This is a genomic window from Rhodococcus tibetensis (assembly GCF_024438035.1).
In the GTDB taxonomy this organism is placed as follows: Bacteria; Actinomycetota; Actinomycetes; order Mycobacteriales; family Mycobacteriaceae; genus Rhodococcus_F; species Rhodococcus_F tibetensis.
On the sequence record NZ_JANFQF010000003.1, the window covers coordinates 75,004 to 91,555 of the forward strand.

Genomic DNA, 16,552 nt, shown 5'->3' on the forward strand with positions numbered 1-16,552 from the left:
CCGCCGCCCCTACGGACGGCGAAGCTTCTTCTTGTGGGAGCTGTCACAGAAGGGCGCAATGCCGGTTCTTCCACACCGGCACAGCGCCACCGTGGCCCGGTTCGACGGTAACGGGTTACCGTCGGTATCGAACAATTGCGCCGAACCGCGGACGAGAAGTGGCCCATCCGGACACACCGTGATGGTCACGTCGGATCCGTCGGTTCCCGTTGTGAAATTGGAGTCCATATGACCACCCTGCACTCTCGGTCGTTGTCGGAGACAGTGGCCCCGTCCGGAACCTCGATGCCTTTTCCGGCGTCGCGCGGTCCCGTGAGTGAGCTCTTGTTCTCCATTCTGCGCGGAGACGTCGTAGACAGCGAATCGTTGGTGACGGCGGCGCGTTCCCTCGCAGATTCTTCCGCGGACACGACGGAGGACGGGCGTCCGGGCATCCTGTACGACGAGGACGCCCAGATCTGCCTCACGGCCCTCTACGAACTGCATCTGCAAGGCATTGCGGGCGTCGGAGACGACTGGGAGTGGAATACCGATCTGCTGGCGGCGCGAGAAGCCCTCGAGGTTCCGTTCGAGGCGGCGATCCGCGTCGTCGCGAACCCTCCGACCGGTTCGACGGATGTGGTGGCGGAACTGTGGAAGATGACGGCACCCACCGCAGGGCCCGGACTGTCCACCTTCATGGCACGCGACGCCGACCTCGACCAGTTCCGTGAACTGCTCGTCCACCGCTCGCTGAACCAGCTACGCGAAGCTGACGTGCACACGCTCGGTATCCCGCGACTCGCCGGCGCACCGAAGGCGGCGCTGGTCGAGGTGCAATCCGACGAGTACGGCGGCGGCCGCCCCGAACGCATGCATTCTGCGTTGTTCGCCACCACCATGCGGGAACTCAGGCTCTCCGACAAATACGCCCACTACATCGACGCAGTTCCCGCGATCACACTCGCCTCCTTGAATGCGCTGTCGCTCTTCGGCCTTCACCGCCGCCGTCTGGGCGCACTGGTCGGGCATCTCTGTGCCGTCGAAACCACCTCGGCGCTGCCGAGTAAGAAATACAGCGCCGGGCTGACCCGACTCGGATTCGGCAAGGCCGCCACCTTGTTCTTCGACGAGCACGTCGAAGCCGACTCCGTGCACGAACAGATAGTCTGCCGCGACCTCGCGGGAGGCCTGGTGTCCGCGCGCCCATCGACGGGCGATGACATTCTGCTGGGCGCCGCCGCGTGCCTCGCCTTCGACGACCTCGTCGGAGAGCACGTCACCCAGTGCTGGGACCAGGGCCGCAGCTCGCTGCGACAGGCGATCGAGTAGACCCCGAATCGCCGCTCAGGTGCCGGATGCGGCGACGGCGGTCTCGAGGTCACTGAGCGAGGTCTCGAGATGGGTGATGATGCGCTGCAGATGGGGGACCGCGTGACGGTCGCCCACCACGCCGACGTCGAGTTGCCCGGCCCTGCTGGTGAGCGTGATGCTGAGCGCCTGACCGCCGAGGATCGTCGGCACCGGATACACGGCGTCCAAACGGGAACCGTTCCAGTACCGGGGCCTCGACGGTCCCGGCATGTACGAAATCATGACGTTGAACGGCGGCGGGGTGTCGTCGACGAACCTGCGTACCGGTTCGAGCAGTATCGGACTGATCGCGAGCGCGCTCATCAGCTGAAACTGATTGTGGCTGAGAGCACCGAACACTCGGTGCGTGTGCTCGACGGAGTCACTGATGCGCGCGAGACGCGCCGCTGGATTGCGTTCATCGGTGGCCAGCCCCACGACCATCGCACCCACGCCGTGGTCCCGGCCGCGCGGCCCGATAGCCGGACCACCGAGGTCGAGCGGCACCGGCAGCATCGCCGTCAGGGGTGCATCCGGTAACGCGTAGTTCTCGAGCAGATAGCTGCGGAGCGCGCCCGAACACATCGCCAGAACCACCGTGTCGATGTTGGTGCGGGCGGCCGCTGCGACAGCCAACAGTCGCCGGATCGGCCACGAGCGTGCTGCCAGCCTCCGGGCCCGACCGACCGGCACGTTGAGCATGGTGGGGGGCGACTGCAGGGGGAGTGTCAGGTGGTGCTCGCGGAGGCCGTCGACGGTCGCTTTCGCGGCCGCGGGCACCACCCCCACCAGGCTGCTGGCGGCCCGCCAGCCCGCACGTACGGCCGCCACCGGGAAGAGCGACGTGCGCTGCGACGCCCCCACGACACCTGGTGTCCACGGCGCCGAACAGTTCCGGTCGTCGGGCTCACTCGACAAAGCATGGTGGAGCAACCGCAAACCTGCCGGACCGTCCATCAGCGACAGATGAATTTTCGAGTACACGGCGGTTCGCCCGTCGGCGAGCCCTTCGATGACATGTATTTCCCACATCGGATGCTGCGGATCGAGCGGTATCCCGTGCATCTGGGACACCAGGGACAGCAAATCGTCCATCCGCCCGCGTCCCGGCACCGCGGTGTGCCGCACGTGATAGCCCAGATCCAATCGATCATCGACCGACCACCACGGGTAACCGACTCCTCGCAGCGGACGAACTGCCCGCTTGCGAAATAACTCGGACGCCTCCTCCTGGGCCGTCAACGCCTCGAACATCGTCCGGGCGTAGTCGGCGCCGCGCTCGGCGGGCGGCTCGAACAGTTCGAGCGCCCCCACGTGCAGCGGATGGGACGGGGTCTCGAACAGGACGAACAGCGCCTCCATGGGGCTCATCACCAACATCCGCACCCCCGTTCGGGCGACCACGAGCTGCACTTGCGCGTCGACTTCACCATCGAGTGCGATCCGGGCTCGTCCGAATCGGCCGGCAGAGCCCCACACCACGGAAGTAAGGAGACCACGAAAACCGCTTCGGCACGCCCTTTTCGGCGTCGCTGACCCGAGAGTCGGACCCACCGCACGCTGCGTCCCGCCTGCGATCACCCGCATACGAGTCCAAAGCCAACGATGATTCGACTTTCACCGCGACGGGTATGCAGTCAAGACGCCGCAGTAATACCCGGGTACGACTTCGGCCAGGTCTTGTCGGTTGAGCCTACAGCCGACGAGGCCGTGCTTCGGCACGACACCGATTCTCGGTGTCGGCGATCAGGGGCGCTTCACTACCCGATCGCGGCGCCCGCGCGTCTCTGCGCCGATCCGCGGACACCGGTCGCGAACCACCAACGATTCGCCCTGTGCCGCACTGATGTCCGATGCATCACTGCCCGACTGTACGGGCGTCGACCGCCAGTAGCCGTCGATCAGCTCGAGTGCGCGGTCCGAACACACCGCCGGCGGTGGCGTGCGCCCGATGCCGAGTCCGTCGATCACGACGACGCTGGCGCGACCGACCCCCTCGACACCGAGCGACCAACCGAAATGCCGGTTCCACACCAGAACCGCGTTCCGCCCCGGCAGGTAGCGCAACCGCAACGGCAGGACGAGAACTACGTCAATGCTCTCGGAGGCCCACCAATCGATCGAGTCGGCATGAACGCACCGGGCTACCGCATGGATGTAATCCTGAACGGTTCGCTGGTCGGCAACGCCGGTTCCACTCTTCATCGTTCACCGCCTCAGCTGTAGAGAAACGGCATACCCTTGCCGGTTGCGGTTGAAACTTCACCCGCGGCCGGGAGTATTCGTCGGGTGCTCACCGGCGCAGTTGGGTAGCCTCGCGACATGCCTTACTTGGAGCGGTCGGAGGACGTGTTCGTCTTGAACCTGGGCGAGCGGGGCAGTCGCGACAGCGAAAATGCCTTCCACCCGGATTGGCTCGTTCAGGTCGCGGAGTTACTGGATGAGGTCGAAAGCCACGACGGTCCCGCCGCGCTCGTCACCACCGCTGCCGGGAAGTTCTACTCCACCGGTCTCGACACCACGTGGGTCGTCCAGAACACAGACAAGCTGAATGCCTACATCGATCGCGTGCAGGAACTGTTCGCCCGGATACTCACGTTTCCACTGCCCACGGTCGCAGCCCTATCCGGGCACACGTTCGGCGGCGGCGCCATCCTGGCCACCGCGCACGATCACCGGATCATGCGCGAAGACCGCGGCTACTTCTGCCTGCCCGGGATCAGCATCGGCGCCAGTTATGCGCCCGGCAGTATCGCGCTCCTCGCGGCACGACTCCCCGCGCCCGCAGCGCATACCGGCCTGGTCACGGGTCGCCGCTACGGCGGTACCGCAGCGCTCGCCGCAGGCCTCGTCGACGACGTCGCCGGCGAGCACGACGTCCTCGCCCGAGCAGTCGAGCACGCCGGGGGACTGGCCTCCACCCGCGGCCGCACCCTGGGCGAAATCAAGACCACCCTCTACGCCGACGTCGTCGCGTCCCTGCGCACGCCCGTGCGAAATCTCGAGACACAGGAAGCACTCAGCGCAGACTGACTCCCGGACTCTCAGGCAGGCGCAGGGTGCGCAGAGACGAAGTCGTGGATGATGTTCACAACCTCACCGGGCGCTTCCAGATGCGGATAGTGGCCGACACCGTCGAGGACTGCGAGTCGACTGCCCGGCAAGGCCTCGTGCGCCGCGTACGCATGGGCGACGGGAATGATCCCGTCCGAGTCGCCCCAGATCAACTGGGTGGGCCGGTCGGCGTTGAGATAGAGACGGCTCAGTGCACTGACAGCTTGACCCCGGTAGTCGACAACGGCGCGCAGGGTCCGCAGGAAAGCCTGCCGCGTGTCCGGATCGGACAGAGATGCGTAGGCCTGCCACATCTCGTCACCTCGCACCGACCGCAGACCCGCCGCCCCAAGCCACGAGCGCACCTTGTTCCCGGCGTCCCGCACGACTCCCGGCGCAATCAACGGTAGAAGGAACTCGGCCCCGGGCGCAGCCAGCACTCGGAGGGTCCAATTCACATCTGGTCCCAATCCACCGCTACCGATGAGCACCAATCGATTACACAGTTCCGGGTGCTGGTAGGAGAACTGCATCGCCACACCGCCACCGAGCGATTGCCCGACGACAGTCACCCGTTCGATGTCGAGTTCGTGCAGCAGGTCGCGCAACCACGCAGCGAAGGCGCCGAGGGAGTAATCACCGCGTGGCTTGGCGGAACTGCCGTGGCCCGGCAGGTCCGGCGCCAGAACCTGATACCGCCGTGAGAGCTGGGGGATTACCGCCCGCCAGGTGTCGGAGCTACCGGCCATACCGTGAATCAGGAGGAGCGTTTCACCCGCACCAATGAGGTGATAGGCAGCTTCGTCCCCGTGCAGTTCAATGCGTTGAACGGGGGACATACCGCTCGACCTTCCTTTCGAATGGCGCCGAACGTCGAATGGTACCCATCCTCGGCGAGCCCGCAAGACCTACGGCAGATACAGGTTGGTGAAGTCGTTGTCACCGAAAGGTTCACCGGCGGTCAGGCCGAGCGCCTCCGCCCAGAAGTTGGTTGCGCGCCGGACGTCACGAGCCCCGATGACCGTGGTCCCGAATATCAGCATGCGCCAAATCTATGTCGATCTTCGATGTCGTGTGCATACCTTCGCCGGGCTGGATGACCCCAGCCCCTAAACACCATTACGTCACCGTGACGAAACGAGACCGGGTGGCTGGACGCTCGATCAGCGGGGTAGCGGCGCGTCTGGCCGAATCCGGATTGCGTTCGGGTGATGCAACCCGGACTGTCCCACATGCCGAGAATTCGCCTCAACTGCATATTATCCAACGGCATGAATCAATCCGGAATGGTCGGCCACTCGGATTTGATCGGGCGACACATGTCGTCGCACATCGCGTCTCCGCCGGAACAACCGGTGCGACGTCGATCGGTGGATGTCTCCAGGGAAAAGTCGCCACGGGCATACCCGCGGACGCCATCGGGCGCCCTGTGCATTATTTTCCCAGGTGGGCAAAACGCCGATAATCGACATTATGTCAACTAGCGCGCGGGCGAGGCACCCCCGGCGTCCGTTGTCCGTAGTTCGTCCCCGTCGGCCCCCGTCCGGCTCACTGCGGGTTCACCGACGAATGGTGGTTGGCGATCAGCCACTTTCCGTCTTCGTACCGATACACCCACGTCACCCTGGCTGCCACATCTTGGCCATTGGCATTGATGACCCAGCGACCCACGTTGTACGCGAGGTTGCAATCCGAGTATTTGACGCTTTCCTCCATGCGGATCTTGGGATCGGCTTTGATCAGGTTGGCGAAATACTCCGTTATCTCCCCCGGAGTATTTGCGATGGGCACCGACAGCGTCGGTAGCAGCACCGCGTCCGACCGGTACAACTCGGCCACCTTGCTCGCGTCGCCGGTGCTCAGCGCGTCATTCCAACTTTCGAAGAGCGCATCCAGCTCGCTGTCGGTCGCGCGGACGCAATCGCCCTCGCCGCCAGCGGGATTGTCCGCCGAGCACGCCGCGATCGACATTGCCAACGCGAGTACTGCGAAGCCTGAGCCGAACGCTGTGGTCGTCATACCAGCCTCCGCGAAGAAATGCAAGGGAACTCAGCCGCCAACCGATAGAGCCTAACTCCGGGGCCACTGCCTGCAGATGCAGAACTCCCACAATGGAATGCCGCAAGCATGAGTCGCTGCGACCGATAGCCGTCAACAGATGCTGACGGTGGTGCGATGGCCTTGGTCCTGAACTGGTCGACCTCGTTCTATCGCAATGTCGCAGTGGGGTTCGGAACAGCCGGTTTCCGATGACGCCTCCGGTACCACGCGTGGGCGGATTGTTTGCTTATCCCGAGAACACGTCCGATTTCGGACCAACTGGCTCCGTCAGCCAATGCGCGCCTGACAACGTCGAATCGTGCGTTGTGCAGCTCATTTTCGAGGTGGATGCTGATCGCCAGGGCGTCGAGATGACTGGGCGCCGGCGATCGCGACTGAGCCCGTTCTGCGAGTTCCCTCCGCCGCGCAGCAGTTTCCTCGTCGCCCCGTTCGGCCGCCGCCACGGCTGCTTCGCTCATGTTGTGCACACTGCCGTAATGAACCCACAGCGCAGAGAGCCCCTCGACTCCCCTGACGCCCTGCTGATCGCCGCTTTCCACGCCGTCAGCTTAAGCTGACGGCGTCGTCGGCGGTGCGATCGACTCAGGTCAGGCCGCTCGTGGCGGGAGACGGCATTTGCGATACCGGAGGGTGGCCGACCAGCACCCTGCGGTGCCTATTTCCTGTGTCGGGGATGGCGCAAGCTTCTAGTAACGGCACACAGGTCGCCAACAATCAAGGAGCAGCATGATCCGAACCACGACAGCCCGCGCCACCGTTGCCGCCCTCGCCGCGCTCGCGATCTCACTGACCGGCGCCGCCGGATTCGCCTCCGCCAAGCCTGCCTCGCCCGGATCCGGGCCCAGCACCGTCTCCCCCAGCCAGAACGTCGAAATCCCCGGCCAGTGGGTGTGTTTCCCGGATGGCGTCTGCATCTGGGTTTCTTCGAAGTAGGGTGTCGACCGCGTCTCGAGGGGCCGGTCCCGTCGCCCGAACGACATGCAGAGAAAAAGCCGCCGACACCATGGTGTCGGCGGCTTCTCGGGTGACGGTGCCCGCCAGTGCGCCTCTCGGCAAGTGGTCGCTCGCAGCGACAATATTGATGTGGTACCCGGGGCATTGGGTCGAACACCGTCGGCTTCGTCAACCCCGCCGGTCCCCCACGTATTCCCGCACTCCTGCACACGCGAAGGTGTGAGGCCGACCACCACGCGGTCAACCCCGCCGAGCCGAGCGCTGCTGCTCACCGAGTCGGCATAGTCCTGCGCGACGGCGGTCACCGCAGGATTACAGCAACTCGGTGAGCTATGAGGATGCATGATCGAGGGGTGTTATTTCATCTCTGCGCCACGTGCGGCGTCGAACAGGACCCCACAACGCCCCTTCCCGACGAATGCGCAATCTGTGCGGACGAACGCCAGTACATCCCGCTGGGTGGTCAGGAGTGGACGACCGCCGAGGACCTCACCCGTTCCGGTCACCGCATTGTCGAGCGCGAACTCGAACCCGGGCTGCGCGGACTGTCGGTGGAACCGAAGGTCGCGATCGGCCAGCAGTCACTGGTGCTGAGCACCCCGGCCGGATCGCTGCTGTGGGATCCGATCGGCCATATCGACCCGTCCGCGGTCGAGGCTGTGGCCGCCCACGGGCCCGTACTCGCGGTCGCGGCCAGTCATCCGCACATGTTCGGCGTCCAAACCCAGTGGTCGGAGGCACTCGGGAATGTTCCGATCCTCGTGGCCGACCCAGATCGTGCATGGCTGGCGCGCACCGACGGCCCGATCGAGTTCTGGTCCGGCACCCACGATGTCGCGCCGGGGCTGACGTTGCATCAGATCGGTGGGCACTTCCCGGGTAGTGCCGTGGCGCATTGGCGCGACGGCGCGGACGGGAAGGGTGTTCTACTCACGGGGGACGGTGTCTTCCCCAATCCGGATCGCCGCACGGTGTCGTTTCTACGCTCGTATCCCAACCGACTGCCACTCTCGGCCGCCGTTGTCAGGAGGATCGTCGACCAGCTGTCCCAGCTCGAATTCGACCGCATCATCGGCAATTTCGACAATTCGATCGACACCGATGGTCGGGCGGCGCTCGAGTACTCGGCGTCCCGCCACTGTGCCTGGGTGAATGGCGAGTTCGACGACCTGACGTGACCGCTCCTCATGACGTCGGAGGTAATGGCCGCGACCACCGCGCCACCCTAGGCTGGCCTGCATGACGACCCTGAACGATCGGCATACTTCGCACGTCGGCATCCACTTGCGAACGTGGCGGGAACGCCGCCGGTTGAGTCAGCTGGAGCTGGCGAATCGGGCAGAGGTCTCGGCGCGGCACGTCAGCTTCATGGAGACCGGGCGATCCAATCCGACGCGGGCGATGCTGCTGCGGCTGAGCGAGCATCTGGACATTCCCCTGCGCGAGCGGAACGAACTGCTGCTCGCGGGCGGATTCGCCCCGGAGTTCCCCGAGCACCGCCTGTCGGATGTGTCGATGGCGTCGATTGCGGACGCGATCGAGAAGATTCTCACCGCGCATTCGCCGTATCCGGCGGTGGTGGTGGACCGGCACTGGAACATGGTCGACGCCAATGACGCGGCGGCGATCTTGACGGACGGCTGTGCGCCGTCGTTGCTGGAACCGCCGGTCAACGTGCTGCGCCTCAGTCTCCATCGGGCGGGATGGCGCCGCGCATCGTGGATCTGGCCCAGTGACGCGGGCATCTTCTGCATCGGCACGCACACCAGATCGCGGTGACCGGTGACGACCGGCTCCGGGACCTGCTCGACGAGTTGAGGGGGTACCCCGGCGGTATATCGGAAGCCGGTGACCCAGCCGGTTCCCTCGTCGTACCGCTCCGTGTACGCCACCGCGGCGCCGAGCTGACCTTCCTCAGCACAACGACGATGTTCGGCACCCCACTCGACGTGACCGTGGCGGAACTCGCCATCGAATCGTTCTTTCCCGCTGACGCCACGAGAGCGGCTACCCTGCGCAGTAGCGTGAGCAGCGACTGAGGAGGTACGTCCAATGGACTGGGCAGCAATAGGTGTGGGATTCGGTTACGCGGTGGTCGTGCTGACCATTCTCGTGGTGGTCGTGGGCGTCATCGCACTGTTCGTCTACTCGATCAAGTCGGATTACATCGTGCCGACCGACGAGAAATCGCGGTCGACGCGGCGGATCGAGCGAGCGCGGTAGTTGTGTCAATCGCATCAGGCGGGTGGTTCCCTCGGCGAGGGAACCACCCGCCTGTTTCTGTTCGCGAGCACCGGCCGGTCTCTGGATCGATTCCGTCCGAAGCAAGCCTTACTGAGACGCCCGTGGGCAAGACGACTACCGTTACACACGTCGCCTAGATTCGAGGAGCACGGAATGAGTATCCAGTCGGTTGAGTCACGCCGCCATCGCGTCGTGGTCATTGGATCCGGCTTCGGTGGTCTGTTCGGCACGCAGGCCCTCAAGAAGGCCGACGTCGACATCACCATGATTGCGCGCACCACTCACCACCTGTTCCAGCCCTTGCTGTACCAAGTGGCCACCGGCATTCTCTCCGTCGGCGACATCGCACCCGCCACCCGGCTCGTGCTGCGTAAGCAGAAGAACGCTCGGGTGTTGCTCGGCGATGTCGAGTCGATCGACCTGGAAACGAAGACCATCACGTCCCGCTTCCTGGACCGGACCACCATCACTCCGTACGACAGCCTGATCGTGGCGGCGGGGGCAGGCCAGTCCTACTTCGGCAACGACCACTTCTCCGAGTTCGCGCCCGGAATGAAAACGATCGACGACGCGCTCGAGTTGCGCGGCCGCATCCTGGGCGCCTTCGAACAGGCGGAGCTGTCCCACGATCCGGAAGAACGCGCCCGGCTGCTCACGTTCGTGGTGGTGGGTGCGGGCCCGACGGGTGTTGAGTTGGCGGGGCAGATCGCCGAATTGTCACGCCGCACTCTGTCCGGCGCTTTCCGGAACATCGACCCGCGCGAGGCCCGAGTGATTCTCCTCGACGGCGCCGGGGACGTGCTGCCGGTGTACGGCGGCAAGTTGAGCCGCAAGGCAGCCGAGCAGCTCGAGAGGCTCGGCATCGAGATTCAGCTGGGCGCAATGGTCACGGACGTCGACGTCGACGGACTCGTGGTGAAGGACAAGGACGGAACTCAGCGGCGCATCGAGTCGCAGTGCAAGGTGTGGTCTGCCGGTGTGCAGGCAAGCCCGCTGGGCAAGCAGATCGCCGACCAGTCCGAAGCCGAGGTCGACCGGGCGGGCCGGTTGCTCGTGAACCCCGACCTGTCGGTGCCGGGCCACCCCGAGGTCTTCGTCATCGGCGACATGATGTCGCTGGACAAGCTGCCGGGGCTGGCGCAGGTCGCCATGCAGGGCGGTAAGTACGCGGCCAAGCAGATCATCGCCGGCTTACACGGTCAAAAGCCCGAGGATCGCCCGCCGTTCAAGTATTTCGACAAGGGCAGCATGGCTACGATCTCCCGGTTCAGCGCCGTCGCGAAGGTGGGCAAGCTCGAAATCAGTGGCTTCATCGGCTGGGTGGCTTGGCTGGCGATCCACCTGATGTATCTGGTCGGCTTCCGCAGCCGGTTGTCCACTCTGCTGTCGTGGACGGTGACGTTCCTCGGTCGTGGACGCGCGCAGATGGCGTCCACCGAACAGTGGGTGTTCGCCCGCAATGCCATGGAACAGCTGGAACGCCACGAGCGCGAGAAGCAAGCTTCGATCGAACCGTCGACCGCTACAGGGCAGCGCAAGGCCGCGGGCTAGTTCCCGACGACAGCGAACACAGGCGGAGGGCACCGGGCAATTGGGTGCCCTCCGCCCGTTCGTGTCACTGAATGGTCCGCTGGTTCATCGCGGACCGACTGCACCCCACCGCCGCGGCGTAGCGAGGTCGGGTTGTCGGCGGTGGAGAAACCCGCAGGCGACCACGGTGATGGTCTGGCCGGGCCGCCAGCTTCGGATGTCGTCCTGACCTCGGCAGGAATCGCCTCGAGCGCCGGGTATCCGGTGATCCCGCGCGGAAGTGTCGACCCACTCCGCTGTACCGGATTAGAATCGCGGGTTGGAAGGTCATTTCTTCGGCATCCCACAGCACCCGGAGAGCGCCAGTATCGGGCTGGCGGACTAGTAGGCGCGCATGAATGACGCGAGAGTACTGGCACACCGGTACCGGTTGGACGCGGTGCTCGGCATCGGTGGAATGGGTCGCGTGTACCGCGCGTGGGACTCTGTTCTGGACCGTCCGGTGGCGGTCAAGGTGCTACGAACCGAACTACTCGAAGAGGATCCCACGGGGAATTGCCTGGAGCGATTTCGTCGGGAAGCGCGAATTGTTGCCAGCTTCGACCACCCAGCGATCGTCCATGTGTACGACTTGGGTGAAGATATGCTCGGCGGCGAACGAGCGCATTTCCTCGTCATGCAACTTGTTTCGGGGACGACCTTGCAGCAGCGTCACCGCACGGATGGCCCACTTGCGCTGCCTCTCCTCGTCCATGTCATGGGTGACGTGCTGAGTGCGCTGCAGCACGCTCACGAACGCGGAGTTGTGCACCGAGATGTGAAGCCGGCGAACGTTATGCTCACTGATTCCGGAGCGGTGAAGGTGATGGACTTCGGGATTGCGCACCTGAGGGGTTGCAGTAACCTGCTGACGGGAACCGGCAACATTATCGGCACCGTCGCCTATCTGGCACCTGAGCAGGCTCGCGACAGCCGACTCGTCGATGCGCGCTCCGACGTGTACTCCGTCGGATGTATGTTGTATCACCTCCTCACCAACCGGCTGCCCTTCCCTGGTGATACCCCGTGGCAGATCCTCGCCTCGCAGCTGGAGCGTCGTTACGTTCCGGCTTCTGAGGTGAGACCGATGCTCGGCACCGTCTTCGACGACGTACTGAAACGGGCCCTTGCCCTTGAACCAGACCATCGCTATTCCAGTGCCGCCGAGATGTGTGTGGAGCTACTCGCCCTGAAGCCCAGCCTCTCGGCCGAACCGGGCAAGTTCGCGTCCGACCGCACCTCGGCATCCGCATCCGCGACGATGTTGTCGGGACCGGACACCACCGAAACGCAGGTTGCGAACCTGCCCAGCGAATTCCACTCCAGAGCGCCGGCTTCGGGACCCGTAGGCCTGCAGACCGGATCGTCGCCGGAAGTGCGCCATCCGTCCTTCGACAGCCTGGCGCCGTCACCGCTCACACCGGCATCTCCGCCGACGGATCAACCGTTGGTCGGCAGAACCGGGCCGAGCCGCCGGGAAGTCCTGGCCGGTTTGGGTGGCGGTGCAGTGCTCGTGGCCGGTGGGGCCGCGATCTGGTTGATCACGTCCTCCTCGGACGGGCAGCCCTCTTCTCCAACGCTTTCCGGTCGACCCGGCGCGGTGCTGTGGACTGCTGCGGCTGGCACCGTGATCATCTTCTCGGCGCCGACCCTGGGTGCCGGCCTCGTCTATATAGGTGGCTACGACAAAAACGTGTACGCGTTGGACGCAGCGACCGGGGTGCAGCGCTGGACAGCTGCCACCGGGGACCGGGTCAGGCCGTCGCCGGCCTTCGCCGACGGACTGGTCTATGTCGCGAGCTGGGACGGGAACGTCTACGCACTCGAGGCGAAGACGGGAGAAGAGCGCTGGAAGACCGCACCCGGCAACCCGGGCGACACGTTCCCGGTTTCACCGGTGGTGTCCGACGGGACGGTGTACTTCGGTGCTACCGACTGGTACGTCTACGGGCTCGACTCGGCCACCGGTGCGATGCGCTGGAAGACCCGCACCAACGGTGCCGCCGCCGCGGCCCCAGCGGTCGCAGATAGTGTGGTGTACCTCGGAACCGAGGGGTACGTGTACGCGCTGGATGCCCAAACCGGCACGGCGCACTGGGCAAGCCCCGTGGGGGGCCAGGTCTGGTCGTCGCCGGCCGTTGGGGACGGACGCGTCTACCTCGGCAACGAGGACTTCGCGGTGTATGCGCTCGACGCCGGCTCCGGTGAAGTCCGCTGGAAGACCCTTACCGGCGGCGAGGTTTATTCGTCGCCGGCGGCAGCGGGGGGCCTGGTTTACGTCGGCAGCTACGACAAGAACGTGTACGCGCTCGACGCCGGCTCCGGCGAAGTCCGCTGGAAGACCCTTACCGGCGGTCAGGTTCATTCGTCACCGGCCGTGGCAGACGGCGTGGTTTACGTCGCCAGCTGGGACGGCTACCTCTATGCACTTGGCGCGCAGGACGGCACGGTACGGTGGAAAACTCCTATGGGCGGGCAGGTCTGGTCCTCGCCGACCGTCTCCGACAAGCTGGTCTACCTCGGCAATTACAACGGGAAGGTTTACGCCGTCGAGAGATGACCGCGGTTACCTCGGTACGTACTCCTCATGCCAAACGGTCTCGCGGGTGGCGTAACTGACGTTGCCGAGCAGCGGCAGGTAACGTTCGTAGCGCGTGCGATCGGCGAAGACCGCGGCGGGACTCGCATTGTCCGCTATGTAAGTGTCGACGCTGCCTGGCGAATCGAGCACGATCGGTTTTGCCACGATAACCCGCGGGATCTGCTTTCCCTCGATCCAGTCGGCGGCGAATTGTCCCAGACCGTATCCCATCAGGTGCCACGGGAAGGCAATGCTGGCGCGGTAGGGTCCGTCGTTCTTGACAAGTGCCAGCGCCTCCTTGTCGCCGTCGACACCGGAGAAGTACATGTCGTCGGCGAGCTTGCCGGACTGCTCCAATGCCCTGTAGGCGCCCACCACCAGGGTGTCACCACCGAGGATGATCCTGATGTCAGGCTGCTCCGCGATGACGGTGCTCATAATCGCGGCACCATTGGCGGTCGAGATGTCGGGCGCATCCACATCGCTGACCACACTCAAGCCACTGCCTGCACTCCGCAGGCCATCCAGTACGCCGGCGTGCCTCAGCTGCAGCTGCGGTGAGGCGGAGTCCAGGTTGAAGTAGTGCACTTTCGCGTTCCCTTGGAGGCGCGCGGTCGCGAAATCCGCTGCTGCCTTACCCTGCGTGAAACCGATGTCGTACTGGTTGGCGGCGACCTGGAGCGTGCTCGGCTGAGTGATGATGCCTTGCACGCAGACGCCTTGTCGCAAGGCGGCATCGAGGATGGGCCGTTGAATTACCGCGTTGAGCGGTTGGAATGCCAGTGCGCCGACGCCACGGGCAAGGAACGTTTCGAGCTGGCGGAGATTTTTCGTCGGGTCGTCGCCAGAGAAGGCGGTGAGGTATTGCAATCCCCGTTCCCTCGACGCGGCTTCCACCCCGGCGCCGAGGGCGAGGAAGAATTCTGCGGCCGCGGTGCTGGCCCAAGCGGCGCGCCGGGGTAGTCCAGTGGGGGGTCCGCTTGGCAACGAGGGATCGAATTGGCCGAGTTCCTCAGGCGGCGCAGGCGATGTTGGGCGGCCGGTCTCCGAATTGCCGTTCTTCGACGCACACGCCGCCGAGAGCGCGGCGCCGGCCATGCCAGACCCCGCCAGCGCCCCTAGTCTGAGCAGGTCACGGCGACTCAGTCCGGGCAGGTGCCGCTTCGCGAACGGCATGGCTCGACGATAGCAAGCGAATCAGTTCGTGGCGATCGAGATGGCGTTGCCCGGTTGGCGGATGCGCGAGTTGTCGGCGGACCCCACCCGCACCACGGCCGACTCGTCGAGCTCGGTCACTTGCCCAGCGAGGCGGTGTCCGTGATGTTCGCCAATCGGACCTGACCCTTCGAGACCAGCCGATCGCTCTCGTCGGTGATCCGGACCTCCCACAATTGCTGGGTGCGGCCGCGGTGAATCGGGCTGGCCTCGGCGGTCAGCGTGCCGTCGCGTGTGGCGCGGAGAAAGTCGGTGTTGTTGTTGACCCCGACCACGTGTCCCCGACCGCCCAGCCACATCATTCCGGCCGTGCTTGCCACCGATTCGACGACCGCGCAGTACACGCCGCCGTGCTGAATTCCGGCGGGCTGCTGCAGGTCCGGGGTGACCGTCCACTGGGCGCACACGCGATCCGGACCGAGTTCGGTGTACTCGAGACCGATCACGGCATCGAATCCCTTGCCCAATCGCTGAAGCATCACGTCGGTGCCGATCTGACCGTCGCCGTTCGCGGCCTGCCGTTCGGGGGAACCCACCATCACACACTCCATCGGATCACTGGGCGCTGTCGCAGCGCATTCGTTTCTCCTGCCTACACGACGTCGGTGCGGGAGCGGGAAGCAGGTGTGCCGAAAACAGATCGGCGGGCCCCACACCCTTCGGTGTGAGGCCCGCCATGAGTGGACCGGGAGTCGCTGCAGCCCTCAGGACTCCGGTACGGTCCGGCAGTTCGGTTCGAGATGTTCGTGCTTGCCGACGTGGCCCCTTGACTATAGGCAAGGCTGCCCTAATTTCGCAACCGCTTCAGTGGATCCTCGTCAGCCGGGTCTTCCACCGGACCGGCGCACCGGCGGCCACGAAGGCGTCCAATATGCCCTGGCCGCGGCGCTGAGCGGCGGACTCCCCCTCGCCCGCGAGGATCGGCACGTACGTCGAGGCCCCGAGCACTGCCTCACCGACGAGGCCCCAGAACCGAGACGCGTCGATGGGCGTGCACCGCGCGATCGCGTCGAAGACTGCGTGCAGCGATGTGAGGCATCGGTGGACCGTCCAGACCAGGAGCGCACGTTCACACGGCACCGTCACCGCGCCCGGGGTGCCGGCCCACGGATCGTCGGGCAGGACCCGCATCGTGTCGTCCGCGAGTCCGGCCCAATCGATGCCACCGTCGCTGTCCATGTGGATCCACAGATTTTCGAGGCCTGGATCCCAGGCGCGTCCGTCGAGGACGATGAGCGCGGTGACTCGCCCGACCACGGCGTGGATGAGTGAGGTGGCGACCTGCATCGCGGCGACGTCGGGGTCCGGAACGTCTTCGAGCGAGCGGGCCCACATGCGCGGTACGCGGTCGCCGTCCAGATCGTCTGCGAGTGACCACCACCGCCGTTTACCCTCGTCGGCCATCGATGCGACCGCATACATCCGCGGATAGTCGGGATTCAGCGAGCGGAGACGTGCGCAGGACGCATCCAGGGCGGTCGCGGGGGCGGACAGGGTAGAAATCACCGTGCACTCCAATCGGTCGGGATGGAACCATCTCAA

16 protein-coding genes and 1 pseudogene are annotated in these 16,552 nt (G+C 65.1%); 8 read left to right on the forward strand and 9 right to left on the reverse strand.

Features of this window, described 5'->3' with window-relative positions; all coding sequences use genetic code 11:
- Positions 1 to 9: 9 nt before the first annotated feature.
- Entirely contained in the window at positions 10 to 228 is a 219-nt protein-coding gene (locus NOF53_RS04550) for a CDGSH iron-sulfur domain-containing protein (protein ID WP_109330043.1), read from the reverse strand.
- Between NOF53_RS04550 and NOF53_RS04555 the strand changes: the two genes are divergently transcribed.
- Positions 229 to 1,311 (forward strand): iron-containing redox enzyme family protein, encoded by a 1,083-nt coding sequence (locus tag NOF53_RS04555; RefSeq protein WP_255965928.1) that lies wholly within the window; start codon positions 229 to 231, stop codon positions 1,309 to 1,311.
- A gap of 15 nt (positions 1,312 to 1,326) precedes the next feature.
- Here the strand turns inward: NOF53_RS04555 and NOF53_RS04560 are convergent, their stop codons facing one another.
- Both NOF53_RS04560 and NOF53_RS04565 read right to left on the reverse strand, forming a co-directional pair.
- Positions 1,327 to 2,712 carry a wax ester/triacylglycerol synthase family O-acyltransferase gene (locus tag NOF53_RS04560; protein WP_255966250.1) on the reverse strand — a complete coding sequence of 462 codons (1,386 nt, stop codon included), beginning with the start codon at positions 2,710 to 2,712 and terminating at the stop codon, positions 1,327 to 1,329.
- Positions 2,713 to 3,078: 366 nt separating this feature from the next.
- The gene (locus tag NOF53_RS04565; protein WP_255965930.1) at positions 3,079 to 3,537 is read right to left on the reverse strand and encodes a DUF6292 family protein; all 459 of its coding nucleotides are present in this window, start codon (positions 3,535 to 3,537) and stop codon (positions 3,079 to 3,081) included.
- A gap of 117 nt (positions 3,538 to 3,654) precedes the next feature.
- On the opposite strand from NOF53_RS04565, the gene NOF53_RS04570 reads away from it, so the two are divergent.
- Complete coding sequence (locus NOF53_RS04570) at positions 3,655 to 4,365, forward strand: enoyl-CoA hydratase/isomerase family protein (protein ID WP_255965931.1); 711 nt, start codon at positions 3,655 to 3,657, stop codon at positions 4,363 to 4,365.
- An 11-nt stretch (positions 4,366 to 4,376) separates the two neighbouring features.
- Here NOF53_RS04570 and NOF53_RS04575 read toward each other — a convergent pair whose 3' ends face one another.
- From NOF53_RS04575 to NOF53_RS04585, 3 genes are all read right to left on the reverse strand, one after another.
- Positions 4,377 to 5,225: an alpha/beta fold hydrolase gene (locus NOF53_RS04575; RefSeq protein ID WP_255965933.1), complete on the reverse strand. Its 849-nt coding sequence runs from the start codon at positions 5,223 to 5,225 to the stop codon at positions 4,377 to 4,379.
- Positions 5,226 to 5,294: 69 nt separating this feature from the next.
- Positions 5,295 to 5,429 carry a hypothetical protein gene (locus NOF53_RS04580; protein ID WP_255965935.1) on the reverse strand — a complete coding sequence of 45 codons (135 nt, stop codon included), beginning with the start codon at positions 5,427 to 5,429 and terminating at the stop codon, positions 5,295 to 5,297.
- Between the two features lie 505 nt (positions 5,430 to 5,934).
- Complete coding sequence (locus NOF53_RS04585; RefSeq protein ID WP_255965937.1) at positions 5,935 to 6,405, reverse strand: SgcJ/EcaC family oxidoreductase; 471 nt, start codon at positions 6,403 to 6,405, stop codon at positions 5,935 to 5,937.
- A gap of 768 nt (positions 6,406 to 7,173) precedes the next feature.
- Between NOF53_RS04585 and NOF53_RS04590 the strand changes: the two genes are divergently transcribed.
- The 6 genes and pseudogenes from NOF53_RS04590 to NOF53_RS04615 all read left to right on the forward strand — a co-directional run bounded on the left by NOF53_RS04590 (position 7,174) and on the right by NOF53_RS04615 (position 13,774).
- Positions 7,174 to 7,380 carry a hypothetical protein gene (locus NOF53_RS04590; RefSeq protein WP_250767991.1) on the forward strand — a complete coding sequence of 69 codons (207 nt, stop codon included), beginning with the start codon at positions 7,174 to 7,176 and terminating at the stop codon, positions 7,378 to 7,380.
- Between the two features lie 374 nt (positions 7,381 to 7,754).
- Positions 7,755 to 8,579 carry an MBL fold metallo-hydrolase gene (locus NOF53_RS04595; protein WP_255965942.1) on the forward strand — a complete coding sequence of 275 codons (825 nt, stop codon included), beginning with the start codon at positions 7,755 to 7,757 and terminating at the stop codon, positions 8,577 to 8,579.
- Between the two features lie 61 nt (positions 8,580 to 8,640).
- Positions 8,641 to 9,440 (forward strand): annotated as a pseudogene (locus NOF53_RS04600) (helix-turn-helix domain-containing protein).
- Between the two features lie 13 nt (positions 9,441 to 9,453).
- A complete protein-coding gene (locus tag NOF53_RS04605) occupies positions 9,454 to 9,624 on the forward strand; it encodes an adenylate cyclase (RefSeq protein WP_255965943.1) in 171 nt (56 codons plus the stop codon).
- Between the two features lie 174 nt (positions 9,625 to 9,798).
- On the forward strand, positions 9,799 to 11,196 hold the full coding sequence (locus tag NOF53_RS04610; RefSeq protein WP_109330071.1) for an NAD(P)/FAD-dependent oxidoreductase: 1,398 nt from the start codon (positions 9,799 to 9,801) through the stop codon (positions 11,194 to 11,196).
- A 436-nt stretch (positions 11,197 to 11,632) separates the two neighbouring features.
- Entirely contained in the window at positions 11,633 to 13,774 is a 2,142-nt protein-coding gene (locus NOF53_RS04615) for a serine/threonine-protein kinase (RefSeq protein ID WP_255966252.1), read from the forward strand.
- A gap of 6 nt (positions 13,775 to 13,780) precedes the next feature.
- Here the strand turns inward: NOF53_RS04615 and NOF53_RS04620 are convergent, their stop codons facing one another.
- The 3 genes from NOF53_RS04620 to NOF53_RS04630 form a co-directional block, all read right to left on the reverse strand.
- Positions 13,781 to 14,971 carry a sugar ABC transporter substrate-binding protein gene (locus NOF53_RS04620; RefSeq protein WP_255965945.1) on the reverse strand — a complete coding sequence of 397 codons (1,191 nt, stop codon included), beginning with the start codon at positions 14,969 to 14,971 and terminating at the stop codon, positions 13,781 to 13,783.
- Positions 14,972 to 15,087: 116 nt separating this feature from the next.
- Positions 15,088 to 15,549: a PaaI family thioesterase gene (locus NOF53_RS04625; protein ID WP_255965947.1), complete on the reverse strand. Its 462-nt coding sequence runs from the start codon at positions 15,547 to 15,549 to the stop codon at positions 15,088 to 15,090.
- 265 nt (positions 15,550 to 15,814) lie between these two features.
- Complete coding sequence (locus NOF53_RS04630; protein WP_255965949.1) at positions 15,815 to 16,516, reverse strand: hypothetical protein; 702 nt, start codon at positions 16,514 to 16,516, stop codon at positions 15,815 to 15,817.
- Positions 16,517 to 16,552: the final 36 nt, after the last annotated feature.